We start from the raw sequence: 13259 nt of genomic DNA, 5'->3' as shown, positions 1-13259 counted from the left end.
CCTGCTTATTCGCACCTTCCTTAGCTGGATTGTCAGGCTCTGTGCCCTGTTTACCACACTCGGTGCTTTGTTCCTTTACACTAATAAGAGAGTATTGTCCTGCCTGCTGATGACGATGAGTGGGGGCGTGGCGCTGGCTACACTTGCCTGGGGAGGACACGCCGTTATGCATGACGGTCTGCATTACTATCTCCATTTACTGAGCGATCTGACCCATCTCGGCGCTGCAGGTGCCTGGACAGGTGCTCTGGTTGCATTTGCTATCCTGCTGATGCGCAGAAACGAGCATAATGCACAGAGCGTCATTGTGATATCTGACTCCCTGGCAAAATTTGCCACGGCAGGAACGGTGATTGTTGTAGCCCTGATCCTGAGTGCGCTGGTCAACTATCTGTATATTGCTGAGGGTAACTTAACTCCCTTATTCAACAGTTCCTGGGGGAGGATATTGCTTGCCAAGACGGCTCTGTTTGTTCTGATGCTTCTTCTGGCTGCAGCAAACCGGTTTCACCTGGGTCCCCGGCTTGAAGTTATGGTCAGGGAAGGGAATTATGATCGCAGCGTTGCCCTGATGCGAAACAGCATCCTGACAGAATTCGTTGTTGCGATTATCATTCTGGGCGCCGTAGCGTGGCTCGGAATGCTTGCTCCGTCTCAGGTCAGCTAGGGGACATCCAAAGCTCATGCGTGAGATTTTTACTTTCATATCAGCGAGTTGACCATGCAGCGTATTTTAATCGTTGAAGACGAACAAAAAACAGGTCGTTACCTGCAGCAGGGACTGGTTGAGGAAGGCTATCAGGCCGATCTCTTTAATAATGGCCGCGATGGTCTCGGGGCCGCGTCGAAGGGACAGTATGATTTGATAATACTGGACGTGATGCTGCCTTTCCTCGACGGGTGGCAAATCATCAGCGCACTGAGGGAGTCCGGGCACGAAGAACCGGTCCTGTTTTTAACCGCAAAGGACAACGTGCGGGACAAAGTGAAAGGACTGGAGCTTGGCGCAGATGACTACCTGATTAAGCCCTTTGATTTTACGGAGCTGGTTGCACGTGTAAGAACCCTGCTGCGCCGGGCACGCTCGCAGGCCGCAACAGTCTGCACCATCGCCGATATGACCGTTGATATGGTGCGCCGGACCGTGATCCGTTCGGGGAAGAAGATCCATCTCACCGGTAAAGAATACGTTCTGCTTGAGTTGCTGCTGCAACGCACCGGAGAAGTGTTACCCAGGAGTCTTATCTCGTCCCTGGTCTGGAACATGAATTTTGACAGTGATACGAATGTGATTGATGTCGCCGTGAGACGTCTGAGAAGTAAAATTGATGATGACTTTGAGCCAAAACTGATCCATACCGTTCGCGGTGCCGGATATGTCCTGGAGATCAGAGAAGAGTGAGGTTCAAAATTTCCCTGACCACACGCCTGAGCCTGATTTTTTCTGCGGTGATGCTTACGGTATGGTGGTTATCAAGTTTTATCCTGATTAGCACCCTTAATGGCTATTTCGATAATCAGGACCGCGATTTTCTGACAGGTAAACTTCAGCTCACCGAAGAGTTTCTTAAAACAGAGACGTTCCGGAACAAAACGGATATTAAGTCATTATCAGAAAAAATAAACGATGCGATGGTAGGGCACAATGGTTTATTCATTTCTATAAAAAACATGGAAAATGAAAAAATTGTTGAACTCTATGCCAAAAATTCTGTTGTTCCAGCGGTCCTGCTTAATAAGTCGGGTGATATTCTCGACTATATGATCCAGACGGAAGAAAATAACACCGTGTACCGCAGTATCTCGCGGCGGGTTGCCATGACGCCGGAACAGGGTAAAAGCAAACATGTCATCATTACGGTTGCCACGGATACTGGGTATCACACCCTGTTTATGGACAAACTCAGTACCTGGCTGTTCTGGTTCAATATCGGTCTGGTCTTTATTTCTGTTTTTCTGGGCTGGCTGACCACACGTATTGGTCTGAAACCGTTACGGGAAATGACCAGTCTGGCTTCCTCCATGACTGTACACAGCCTGGATCAGCGTCTAAATCCCGATCTGGCTCCGCCGGAAATCTCTGAGACCATGCAGGAGTTCAATAATATGTTTGATCGCCTGGAGGGGGCATTCCGGAAACTGTCAGATTTCTCGTCTGACATCGCGCATGAGCTGCGCACACCAGTCAGTAATCTGATGATGCAGACGCAGTTTGCACTGGCTAAGGAAAGGGATGTTTCGCATTACCGCGAAATTTTATTCGCTAACCTGGAAGAACTGAAAAGGTTGTCACGAATGACCAGTGACATGCTTTTTCTGGCACGTTCAGAGCATGGTCTGCTGCGGCTGGATAAACATGATGTGGATCTGGCAGCCGAACTGAATGAATTACGTGAGTTGTTCGAGCCCCTGGCAGACGAAACAGGAAAGACAATCACGGTTGAAGGAGAGGGCGTTGTTGCCGGAGACAGCGATATGCTCCGACGTGCTTTCAGTAACCTGCTTTCCAATGCAATCAAGTATTCTCCCGATAACACCTGTACAGCGATACACCTTGAGCGTGACAGTGACTGTGTGAACGTGATGATTACGAATACGATGTCCGGCCAGGTTCCCGCTAATCTGGAACGTTTGTTTGACCGGTTCTATCGCGCAGACTCATCAAGGTTCTACAACACGGAAGGCGCGGGGCTGGGATTATCAATTACAAGGTCGATCATTCATGCTCACGGCGGCGAGCTGTCAGCAGAACAGCAGGGGCGGGAAATTGTGTTCAGTGTGCGTCTGTTAATGGATTAATACCGTTATTCAGGAGAAACCCGGAAGGTGACAAAAATGTCATCGTTCAGTCACGCGATAAACAGAGGCGGTTTTTTATAATCAGCCATAAATCAGGACAGCGTGATAATTCAATCGCCCGGTTCCTGGCGTGATGATCAACCAGCCCTGAGATCAAATGCTTTCTCTGTTATAAGCATTGATTGTTCGGGTATGAAAACACCGGAGACCCAACCATGAAAAAGATTCTCGTATCATTTGTTGCCATTATGGCTGTCGCTTCATCCGCCATGGCTGCAGAGACAATGAACATGCATGACCAGGTAAATAATGCACAGGCTCCTGCCCATCAGATGCAGTCATCTGCTGAAAAAAGCGCAGTTCAGGGAGACAGCATGACAATGATGGATATGAGCAGTCACGATCAGGCCGCAATGTCCCATGACATGATGCAAAACGGCAATTCTGCTGCCCATCAGGACATGGCTGAAATGCATAACAAAATGATGAAATCCAAGCCAGCAGCTTCTAACGAAACAGCAAAATCATTTTCCGAAATGAACGAGCATGAGAAAGCCGCTGTTATGCATGAGAAGGCGAATAATGGTCAATCTTCCGTTATTCATCAGCAGCAGGCTGAAAAGCATCGCAGCCAGATCACGCAGAATTAACCCGCAGCTCCACTTGTCAGACCCTCATTTAACGCCGAAGTCACTGGCTTACGCTCCCAATCGGGAGCGTTTTTTTAAACCAAATGAAAGATTATGTCTGTGTATGATTAATCGTAGTCTGCGGCCTGTTATGAACTAAATAAACGACGGACTAAATTTAACATAAGATAGATTGCGCGAACTAAGTATTTAATTTGATTGTTATTTTACACATTCAGTTATATCCATGGTTCATGCCGCGCCGTATCCTGAGACTGACTGAGAATACGTATGATCGTAACCACCGAATGTGATGACACAAAATAGATCATGTGCTGTTCCACCGGCAGCGAGCAGATATCTTCTCCCAGCTCTGCGCGATGCGTGCCGATGTCATGCATGGCCAGCACATCAAACACTGCGGCTATACGCCCGATATACGCATCCGCCTGAACAACCCCGAACTGTCTGAAGCTGTAGTCCCAGATAGCCTCCAGATCTTCTTCTGCTTTTGGTGTCAGCTCAATCTCTTTCATTTGCCATCCTGGCCCTGACATTATTCAGGAATGCATCCTTGTTCCATGGTTTCGCCTCGCCGCTGCTGATGCCTTCGGCCAGCAGATCGCGCAGTTCCTGAAGGCGTGATTCAGCTTGCTTCTCGCGCAGCAGCCGCAGCGCGTCACGCATGACTTCGCTCTGGGTTCGGTAATCACCGGCCTTAACCAGGGAATCGATAAATTCACGCAGCTCATCACCCACGTCCACCGTCATTGTACGGGCCATAACCCCTCCGTTTCATTATGTAAGATTTGTTCTTACATAAGTATATCATTTTAGCATCAGGCTTCCATGGTCAGTGATCGAGACTATGGGCTGCATTTATGAGATCAACAGGGATGCGAAATCAGATAGATATCTAATAGAATGCTGAGTTGTAGCCTTAAGCGAGAACTGGAAATGAAATTAACAGAAAATCGGGTGGATACACTCATCGATACCCTGAACGACCTGATCTGTGATGAGCAAAGTATTACTCGCGAACAGCGAGAAAATTTAATTAAAACGGTTGCCACATTGGGTGGGCTTAAGGAGCGACTACGACTCATTTCTGCGGAGAAAGAAGCCAGACAGATCGCCAAAAACGAGAAGGTAAAGAAACCGCGCGAACCGGACCTGGTGTTTCCCCGTACTGGAAAGCCGTGGCTATCAGAGGACCTCGATGTTATCCATTCCATTATCGACGATATACCTGATGACAGAATTGATGATCACATCCTGTGGCTTTCAAAACAGCAAGGGCGCACTCCCTATGCTGTCGCACTGAAGATTGTTGGTGTAGGTAGAATGGATGATGAGTGGGCGAAAGCCTGGAAACCCGCGGCAAAATCGCTTCGAGAAGATTATGCAAAGCTTCATCCTGCTCCCTCTTCGGATATCAGCCAGGAATAATAGGTTTAGGTTGAGATGTATATGAAGTTATTTTGCAGCAGCATGTTTTATAATTATAAAAAACTGCTCCTGCAAACTATGGTAAAATAATAAACAATTACACTCCTTAATCTAAATATATCAATATTTTTGCCGATATATATAGTAAGTAAGGGAGTGTCATGAACGATTTTCATATTTTAAGTATCTGTATTCAGAATAAGGATGTGGCAGGCGCAATGCGCGTGCTGCGTGATAAATCAGAATTTGCGGTGCGCAAGATTCTGGAGAAACTCAGAGTCAGGATCACAACGCAAACCGGCAGGGCATTCTGGCATTATGTTCAGGGCTGGCTGTTAACCGCGTGTCGCCAGGGGAATATACAGCATGAATCATTCATTACCCGACGTTCTTCCCACTATCCGGAACGCCAGCCAGCTCAGTCCCGCTGCACTCGATATGGTCAAACTTCTCGCACTTCTGGCCATGATTATCGACCACACCAATACGGTGTTTCTGTCGTCAGCCTTGCCGGTGATGTATGCGCTTGGCCGGATGGCCTTCCCCCTGTTCACGCTTATATGGGCGATGAACGTACAGCGCACCCCGGAGCGACTGCAGAAGAGAGCCAATCGTCTGTGGATCTGGGCAGTCATAACGCAGCCGGTGTTCAGCCTGGCCTTCCAGAATCAACAGCCCTGGTGGGCCCTGAACATTCTGTTCGTGTTTGCAGGCGTCACGCAGCTGCTTGCCCTGCAGTACCGGCACGGCCGGAAAGGAATGCTTGCCGGGTATCTGCTCCTGGCCCTTATGATTTGGCCCCTGCAGCCGGCAAGTTACGGACTGGCAGGAATAACGCTGGCCATCAGTATGGCAACGGTTTCTGGCAGCGATACACCCGGAGTGCAGCGGCTGGCAGCCATCACTGCCGTGCTGTCACTGATTTGTTTAAACGGGTTATCGCATCTCCTGGATATGCCCGCAGAAACATTATTACTGGCCACGCTGCCTACTCTGGCATTCCCCCTGGCAGTGGTTTCATTCTGCAGGCAAATATGTCCGGAGGGCCGTAGGCGTTTCATGCCGCGTAATTTCTTTTATTATGCTTACGCCGGCCACCTGGGGATCATTGGTCTGGTACAGACTACTTTTGGCTGACTTAGGATGACGTGATGGCTATCAGTGAGAAAGAGCTTCTTGAGGCAGGTTTCAGTAACCGTGATGTGGATACTTTACTGGAGCGGCTTTCAGCAACCGGTGGCACTATGCAGGGCTTCATTGCAGCACTTTCACGACGCTTCCGGGTATCGGTATGGATCACGGTCGCGCTCGCTCTGATTATGCTGGTCATTCTCATCGCCGGCAGCCGGACACATATCCTGTCTGGCGGCATGAGTTCCCTCGTTGTCCTGACCATTGCCTGGTTGACCTTTCCACCGGCTCTTGGCTGGAAAGCATTCCGCCTGCAGAAGAATGCCCGGGGCAGGTTTCAGCAAAGTGATAGCCCGTAACCACCTGACAGATTATCGGTCGGGCTTAACTGGTTATTGGCGCAGGGCATGTTAAACTTCCCGCAGGGAAAAGGAGAGAAGCATGAACCATGAAAGTGATCTGATGAACCACGGCTTCAGTGAAGAGGACATTGTCCGGCTGCGGGCCAGTTCAGCTAAGACGGGTACGGAGATGGATACCCTGCTGAACGATCTGGCAAACCGTTTTAAGGCCCTGATATGGGTGTTGTCAGTCATGTTACTGATTTTTGTGGCCACACTTTTGGCTGGCTCGAGGATGCATACCATTTCCTTCGGCGTGGCTATTCTTGTTCTTGGCACTCTGTTTACGATTACCATGCCTTTGAAGCTGGCCTATAAATCATGGCATTACCGCCGGAAAAATCTCATTTCCCGGAGTCATCAGAAGTGATCAGATCGAAAACAACCTTAGCCTTTACCCCCCATCCCACAATTTTCATTGTCAGTTTACCCCGGGACATGGTGTCGATTTTCCGGTAAAAATCGGTGCTGATATAGTTAAACAGACGCCATGTCCCAGGTCTGGCCATTAATCCATAGACACTGTAGATATTGCCTGCAAGCGCGATCCCGTTGTATATCCCTAACCCTGTTGATCGTTCAAATCCCATGAATTTAGCGATGTTCATGGCACCATCACCAAACATACCCTGCGTGTCAGGTTCATTCAGGAACTGACGACCAACTTCACGGGTTATCGTGTTGGCCGAGTCGACAATCAGAATAGCCCCGGCAAGAACGCCTACGGGGGTCATTGAGGAAGTCAGCACGAAGCCAAATACGCCCTGCATACCTGCCAGCACCACTTTAATTCCTGAGATGACATAACCGACCATCCGGTCTTCATCCCTGACGTATTTGATCTGGGCATATAGTTTCGCATAACCGGTCTGGAGCTGCCGGCTCTGCTCAAGCAGACTGCTGTTTTCTGCCTGCAGGTTACGCAGGCAGGTCATGCACTCTTCGTCAGACTTTGCCCGCCGGGCACGCTCAAATTCGCCATTAATGACAGATTTAATTTCATCGATGAATTTGAGACGCGTCAATCCATCCCCCAGATGTCGGGCGCCAACAATATTAGCGGTATTGACGAGTTTGCGGGCCTCCAGATTAATCATGGTTTCTGCCCAGAGTCGTGCCTGGCTTTTGTTTCCCGGAAGAATTATATCCATTTTACTCATCCTGATTGAAAATCACCCGTTAAAGCTTATCGCGCTCCCGGATTTAGGCAACCCTGCTTTAAAGGGTAAAATAATAGTCTGATGCTGTCAGTAAACCTTCGCCCATGATGGCCAGCCTGTGTAGTCCAGGGTTCATGGAACATGTATGCCGCGAAGCGGCATGGAGACGCCAGCCGGAGCTGAACCGGGTGATTCTGGTGAGGGGCGTCGTAACCGGCATCAGCCGTTACGGATTGATAGGTTCTGCCAATCCCATCCCTTTCCCTGCAAAGCTATACCCGCTTAAAGCTTTCCGATTGCTAATGTGCGCGGTCGGAGTGAGTCCGTCAAGGCCGATGGCCGCTGACGGGCTGTATCTCCGCGTTAGCGCCGTCAGGCGCTTACGAGCGTGTATGAAGTGATTACCGCGACTTAACTACAGCTACTCTTGATACTAGTTACAACATCCCTCTTAAAGCGAGGGTGTTCCGGCCCTTTGGGCCGGGGCGGCGTCGGTTTAGCAGGGGTCAGGTATGTATGCGGCGCCCGGTTCTGGCGAGAACGGTGCCCGGCGCTTGCGACGGGAGGTACTTTTTATTTCCTTCTGAGCGCGCGGCCGTGAGGCCGCTGCATGCGAAGGCATTTTTCGTTATCCACAGAGTGACTGCAGACAAAGATCTACTCTGGAATGAAATGAACAGAGAGATAAAAACGGTGAAGTAAGACTGTTTTGCGGAATGTCTTTTATTCGTTTCCGGGTTACTTCACTTACTCGTTTGCGGATTTCTGTGTAAAAAAACGAGACAGTGGCCACTGCGGGCCATAACGACACGCAGTACGTCATGGTGACCGGAAGGAGAACGGAGTGAAGGTTGAAAAATGAGCAGAGTGGCCGAAAAAATCCAGCACGAAAAGCCCCGGTGAGGGGCCTTTAAACAGGAAGACTGTTGTGTCGTCTGTGGCTAGTCCGGTGGAGAAAGCGCCAGATCCAGCTGGTAAAGATGCTGGATGGCCAGCGCCTTCAGGCGCTCAGATGTGCACCAGTACGCTTCATCAGGCGGCAGGGTGCGATAAATCCATTCAGACATTGCATGGAGTCGTTCATCTGCCGGCAGCTTAATCAGATTGTTGGCACGTTTACGCTCCGCGCCTTTTTTGCGGCGGTAAACGAGTGCCTCCTGACGCTTACGGCCAGACCAGCATTTCCGCGCAGAGTGGGCCTGAACATCATCATGTTCGCTCATCACTCCTTCCCGGATCAGCTGCTCACGCTCGGCGCTCTGACGGAGCTTCTTCTCCTGCTCTTTAAACAGCTTGTCCATATCGACGCCCAGCATCTGGAATCCCACGGGGGTTATATAGACATACGTTGGCAACCAGGTGCGGGATTCACGATCCCAGGCGCGTTCTTCTGCGAGGCCCAGAACGCCAAACCGTACCTGTTCCTCAATAAGCCGTGAAAGGCGTGACACCGTCACCTCCGTTTCAGGAATGACATTGCCTTTTGCGTCCTTTGCACTGAGTTCTTTTGCAAGACGGGAGATACACATGCCGACGGTATGCTTGCCGGCATCACAGAAGCTGATGAGTACTGGCCAGAGCGCATCGAGCAGGCGCTGACGTTCCGGACGGAAGCCATATTTACGTCCCGCCTTACGGCGGCCGGCGACATAGAGAGGGTGACGAGAAACATGCATGCGCAGGCTGACCTGCCCGGTTTCTTTGTCTTTTTTCACCAGGCGATTGTAGGCATGACCGAGCTGTCCGGAGAGCTTTTTATAATGCTCCGGGCGATACCAGGCCGGGTTCTCACATTTGGCTTTTGTGGAATGCTCACCGCGTTTGCGGCGGGTCAATTTTTTGACCGGTGCAATGAGGAAATTACCCTGAGTGCCGGCATCGACATCCTGGCAGAAACAGGTTAGCTCATCTTTCGGTAGATCTGACCAGTGAACAGAAATCTGATTGTCATTCACGGCGGCCTGTTCTTATGGCGGCCGGGTGTTGTGTTATGTGGTGCATGCGTTATAATCCTTCACAGGCCACGCGCCTGCTTTTGGACCCCCTGATATCTGTGTCTTCCGCCAAGATGATGACAGATGTCGGGGGGTTTGTGCATTCAGGCTCCGGGAAATCCCGTTACCTGCTCCTGAACGTTTTACTGGACACGTCCTGTCCCTGTCTGTTTCCGGAAGTCCGCATTTCTTCCGTAAAACCATCTTTTGCCACCCGCCTGCCTCACCACAAAGCAGTCAAACCGTCAGTTTGAGTTAGGACACAAAAGTAATCTGAATCAACAATCTGTCCCACCACAAGACGATCGCTGACGATCCGAATACTACCTTCTCATCAGTAACTTTTCCAGATGTTAGACCAGATAACAATCCATAGTTTTCATGCTAATTGTCCGGATGAGACTGCTAGCAAGCATCGCACGCAGTAAATTCAGGGCGTTGGGTTTGATTTGGTAGGCCAGAGCAAGGAAAATAATTTAGAGGAAGAGCTTTACCTAATAGTTGCAAGTTGACTCTTTCGTATGTTCACTGCACTTAAAAAACCGTATAGCTTTTGCTATACAGAATCCATATGATATGCTTGTAAAGCAATCGCTATACAAGGAGCGCACTCATGAAATCAGATGTTCAGCTCAACCTTAGAGCTAAAGAATCTCAAAGAGCACTTATTGATGCTGCAGCAGAGATTCTCCATAAATCACGCACGGACTTCATCCTGGAAATGGCATGTCAGGCTGCGGAGAATGTGATCCTCGATCGTCGCGTATTTAATTTTAACGATGAGCAGTATGCAGAGTTTATCGATATGCTCGATGCACCGGTTTCGGATGAGGCGGCTATTGATAAACTTCTGGCAAGGAAACCTCAGTGGGACGTGTAACAGCACCAGAACCATTATCCAGCTCCCATCAACTAGCAGAGTTCGTCAGTGGTGAGGCAGTACTTGATGACTGGCTTAAACAGAGGGGATTAAAAAACCAAGCTCTTGGTGCAGCACGAACGTTCGTCGTTTGTAAAAGAGACACTAAACAGGTTGTCGGTTTTTACTCTCTGGCCACCGGCAGCGTTAACCACGTGGAAGCAATGGGAAGCCTCAGGCGCAATATGCCAGATCCAATTCCCGTAATCATACTTGCTCGCCTGGCAGTTGATGTTTCATACCGTGGCCAAGGGCTCGGGGCCGATTTACTGCATGATGCAGTTCTGCGCTGTTACCGTGTAGCTGAGAATATTGGAGTCCGTGCGATTATGGTTCATGCACTGACTGAAGAAGCCAAAAACTTTTATCTTCACCATGGCTTTAAGGCATCACAAACTCAGGAACGGACATTGTTTTTAAAGTTACCACAGTGAGGTTTGAGGAAGAAAGGGGCTTGTTCGATATTTAAGATATTGATTTATAATGATTTTACCATTGAATTTAACATAATCTTTGTTATGCGAACCGGCTTTGTAACTGCAATATTCTGATGTCACTTTTAACCCATTTAGTGATGTCACTTTTTCTGGCATAAAGGATCCAATCCTCAGGCCATGGAGACATCAGGATGCTTGTGACCATGTCAGATAAAGAACTCAGCCGGATCAACGTCATTCAGTCAGTTGTTGATAAACGCATGCGCCGTCGTGATGCTGCTCATCAGCTTGCTCTGACCGAACGTCAGACACAGCGGTTAATGAACCGTTTTCGTGAGTCTGGTGCCGCAGGTCTGGCAAACCTTCGGCGTGGACACCCCGGTAATCACAGGCTTCCTGAGTCACTGAAGCTGCGTGTACTTTCTTTACTTCACGATAACTACAGCGACTTTGGACCAACGCTTGCCGCAGGAAAATTGCGCGAACGCCATAACATCACGGTGTCTGTTGAAACGCTCAGAAAATGGATGACGGCTGAGGACTCTGGGTCCCATACTCACGTCGCAGGCCACGTGTTCATCAACCCAGATACCGGCGTGACTGCCTCGGAGAACTTGTTCAGATCGATGGTTCCCCGCATGACTGGTTTGAAGGACGTGCCCCCAAATGCTGCCTGCTCGTCTTTATTGATGACGCGACTGGTCGCCTGATGCACCTTCGCTTTGGTGAGACTGAATCAGCCTTTGATTACATGATGGCCACCCGCGAGTATCTCGAGCAACACGGCAAGCCCCTTGCGTTCTACAGCGACAAGCACGGCATTTTCAGGGTCAATAATGGTGGTTCAACCACAACCGGTGTTACCCAGTTTGGCCGCGTGCTTTCTGAACTGGGGATCGAACTGATTTGTGCCAATAGTCCGCAGGCTAAAGGCCGCGTAGAGCGAGCAAATCAGACACTTCAGGATCGGCTTATCAAGGATATGTGTCTCGAGGGAATCAGCAGTATTGAAGCAGCCAACGCCTGGCTGGATACCTTCATTGCCGACTTCAATCGTCGCTTCGCAAGACCAGCAAAATACCCCAAAGATCTGCACCGAACCGTGGCTGAAAGCAACGAAGAGCTGGATGATATCTTTGCCTGGCAGGAACTGCGTAAGCTGTCTAAAACGCTGACATTCCGCTATGACAAAATGATATATCTGGTTGAACCTAGTGAAGAAAATACTCGCATCGCTGGCGAAAAAATAACAGTCTTCGACTATCCGGACGGCACGCTGGCATTCAAATACGGTTACCGTTCACTCAAATATCAGGTGTTCGACAAACTGGAATGTGTCGAACAGGGGCAAATCGTTGATAACAAGCGTCTTGGGGCTGTTCTGAAACTCGCTCAGGACAAGATGGACGAACTGGAGCGGGACGGGAAACGGGACCGTAGCAAGAAGATGCCTAAAAGGCGGGCACAGGCCCGGGTGAAGGAACAAGTAAGAGCTATCAATCCGGTGCTGGCAAACCCAGCGGAATTCAGGGCCAGCCTGAAACGTTAGTCCCCTGCTCTTTTTGGGCTTATGTAGCGAATTTAACCACCGCTATGTGATGAAGTGCAAACTTCTGAAAAGACGCCGGTTGGTTTTATGACTGGTAACGAAGCAAACCGGAACCATAGGTACCTGTGCACTCAACACCAATTCGCTTTAATGTCCCAAACGAGGTCATCCATGCCAGCATCTGCCGGTAACCTTGTCGTGTTGTGGAGAAATACTGAGTCCCAAGGACTTTATTGTTCTGATCTACGACAGCGGCAACGTGCAAATCTTTATGTGTATCCACGCCACCCACAACGGCAGCTTCGGTAACTTTATCAACCATGACAGAGCTCCTGTGAGGAAACAGAGTTGAATCTCCAGACAGATAACCCGGACAGGACAGTAACGAGACAAGCCGTCAGGCCCTTCTTGAGTCACGCGCATCGGTGAGGAGATGCCTCGCATGAAGGCGCTTCCGGCAACCGACGGGTCCAGGGCAGGACACAAAAGGTCGATCGCTGTGTGAGTCAGGATGCGGGAAGGTCTTCACTGCATCAGTAATCACACCAATCTGGTTAAACGGCAAACTAAGTGGTGGTAAAGACTGACATCGGCATTATTACTATCGCTGTGGAACATAACCCCGACGGGCTTACCACGGGTTCCCCATGCCATTTCCAGTGCTTTCATGGTGAGCCTGCTGTCCGGCGAGAACGACATGGCCCAGCCCACTGGTTTTCTTGCGAACAGGTCGAGAACAACGGCGAGGTACGCCCAGCGCTTACCCGTCCAGAGTAGAGTAAGAGGCAGGG

General features: G+C 49.7%; 14 protein-coding genes and 3 pseudogenes. 11 read left to right on the top strand and 6 right to left on the bottom strand.

Features of this window, described 5'->3' with window-relative positions:
- From pcoD to pcoE, 4 genes are all read left to right on the top strand, one after another.
- Positions 1 to 667 (top strand): copper resistance inner membrane protein PcoD (gene pcoD, locus IPZ49_RS22585; protein ID WP_193762881.1); only part of this gene is annotated, 667 nt, incomplete at its 5' end.
- 54 nt (positions 668 to 721) lie between these two features.
- Positions 722 to 1402: a copper response regulator transcription factor PcoR gene (gene pcoR / locus IPZ49_RS22580; RefSeq protein ID WP_001188930.1), complete on the top strand. Its 681-nt coding sequence runs from the start codon at positions 722 to 724 to the stop codon at positions 1400 to 1402.
- A complete protein-coding gene (pcoS, locus tag IPZ49_RS22575) occupies positions 1399 to 2799 on the top strand; it encodes a copper resistance membrane spanning protein PcoS (protein WP_032638101.1) in 1401 nt (466 codons plus the stop codon). The genes pcoR and pcoS overlap by 4 nt, the downstream gene beginning before the upstream one ends.
- A gap of 215 nt (positions 2800 to 3014) precedes the next feature.
- Positions 3015 to 3449 (top strand): copper resistance system metallochaperone PcoE, encoded by a 435-nt coding sequence (gene pcoE, locus IPZ49_RS22570; RefSeq protein WP_032664823.1) that lies wholly within the window; start codon positions 3015 to 3017, stop codon positions 3447 to 3449.
- Positions 3450 to 3667: 218 nt separating this feature from the next.
- On the opposite strand, the gene IPZ49_RS22565 is transcribed toward pcoE, so the two are convergent.
- Together IPZ49_RS22565 and IPZ49_RS22560 are read right to left on the bottom strand one after the other, a co-directional pair.
- Positions 3668 to 3964 (bottom strand): type II toxin-antitoxin system RelE/ParE family toxin, encoded by a 297-nt coding sequence (locus tag IPZ49_RS22565; RefSeq protein ID WP_013087107.1) that lies wholly within the window; start codon positions 3962 to 3964, stop codon positions 3668 to 3670.
- The gene (locus tag IPZ49_RS22560) at positions 3951 to 4211 is read right to left on the bottom strand and encodes a type II toxin-antitoxin system ParD family antitoxin (RefSeq protein ID WP_013087106.1); all 261 of its coding nucleotides are present in this window, start codon (positions 4209 to 4211) and stop codon (positions 3951 to 3953) included. The genes IPZ49_RS22565 and IPZ49_RS22560 overlap by 14 nt, the downstream gene beginning before the upstream one ends.
- A 141-nt stretch (positions 4212 to 4352) precedes the next feature.
- Here IPZ49_RS22560 and IPZ49_RS22555 point away from each other — a divergent pair, with 141 nt between their 5' ends.
- The 4 genes from IPZ49_RS22555 to IPZ49_RS22540 all read left to right on the top strand — a co-directional run bounded on the left by IPZ49_RS22555 (position 4353) and on the right by IPZ49_RS22540 (position 6779).
- Positions 4353 to 4877, top strand: a complete 525-nt coding sequence (locus tag IPZ49_RS22555; RefSeq protein WP_013087105.1) for a hypothetical protein — start codon at positions 4353 to 4355, stop codon at positions 4875 to 4877.
- 366 nt (positions 4878 to 5243) lie between these two features.
- Positions 5244 to 6014, top strand: a complete 771-nt coding sequence (locus IPZ49_RS22550; RefSeq protein ID WP_013087103.1) for a TraX family protein — start codon at positions 5244 to 5246, stop codon at positions 6012 to 6014.
- Between the two features lie 14 nt (positions 6015 to 6028).
- Positions 6029 to 6367 carry a hypothetical protein gene (locus IPZ49_RS22545; protein WP_013087102.1) on the top strand — a complete coding sequence of 113 codons (339 nt, stop codon included), beginning with the start codon at positions 6029 to 6031 and terminating at the stop codon, positions 6365 to 6367.
- An 82-nt stretch (positions 6368 to 6449) separates the two neighbouring features.
- Positions 6450 to 6779, top strand: coding sequence for a hypothetical protein (locus IPZ49_RS22540; RefSeq protein ID WP_013087101.1), 330 nt, complete (start codon positions 6450 to 6452; stop codon positions 6777 to 6779).
- Here IPZ49_RS22540 and IPZ49_RS22535 read toward each other — a convergent pair.
- Both IPZ49_RS22535 and repA read right to left on the bottom strand, forming a co-directional pair.
- On the bottom strand, positions 6754 to 7560 hold the full coding sequence (locus IPZ49_RS22535) for a DUF4225 domain-containing protein (RefSeq protein ID WP_013087100.1): 807 nt from the start codon (positions 7558 to 7560) through the stop codon (positions 6754 to 6756). The two genes, IPZ49_RS22540 and IPZ49_RS22535, sit on opposite strands and share 26 nt — an antisense overlap.
- Positions 7561 to 8510: 950 nt before the next feature.
- Complete coding sequence (gene repA, locus IPZ49_RS22530; RefSeq protein ID WP_039265242.1) at positions 8511 to 9524, bottom strand: plasmid replication initiator RepA; 1014 nt, start codon at positions 9522 to 9524, stop codon at positions 8511 to 8513.
- Positions 9525 to 10176: 652 nt separating this feature from the next.
- Here repA and IPZ49_RS22525 point away from each other — a divergent pair.
- The 3 genes and pseudogenes from IPZ49_RS22525 (at position 10177) to IPZ49_RS22515 (ending at position 12468) form a co-directional block, all read left to right on the top strand.
- Positions 10177 to 10443, top strand: coding sequence for a DUF1778 domain-containing protein (locus IPZ49_RS22525; protein WP_007869691.1), 267 nt, complete (start codon positions 10177 to 10179; stop codon positions 10441 to 10443).
- Positions 10431 to 10916 (top strand): GNAT family N-acetyltransferase, encoded by a 486-nt coding sequence (locus IPZ49_RS22520; protein WP_013087269.1) that lies wholly within the window; start codon positions 10431 to 10433, stop codon positions 10914 to 10916. The genes IPZ49_RS22525 and IPZ49_RS22520 overlap by 13 nt, the downstream gene beginning before the upstream one ends.
- A 206-nt stretch (positions 10917 to 11122) precedes the next feature.
- Positions 11123 to 12468 (top strand): annotated as a pseudogene (locus IPZ49_RS22515) (ISNCY family transposase).
- A gap of 94 nt (positions 12469 to 12562) precedes the next feature.
- On the opposite strand, the pseudogene IPZ49_RS22510 reads toward IPZ49_RS22515, so the two are convergent.
- Together IPZ49_RS22510 and IPZ49_RS22505 are read right to left on the bottom strand one after the other, a co-directional pair.
- Positions 12563 to 12790: pseudogene (locus IPZ49_RS22510) on the bottom strand (transposase); the annotation flags it as partial.
- Between the two features lie 272 nt (positions 12791 to 13062).
- A pseudogene (locus IPZ49_RS22505) lies at positions 13063 to 13259 on the bottom strand (DDE-type integrase/transposase/recombinase); the annotation flags it as partial.

The organism is Enterobacter cloacae complex sp. S2 (assembly GCF_015159675.1).
In the GTDB taxonomy this organism is placed as follows: Bacteria; Pseudomonadota; Gammaproteobacteria; order Enterobacterales; family Enterobacteriaceae; genus Enterobacter; species Enterobacter intestinihominis.
This window is presented reverse-complemented; position numbering and strand designations above follow the sequence as displayed.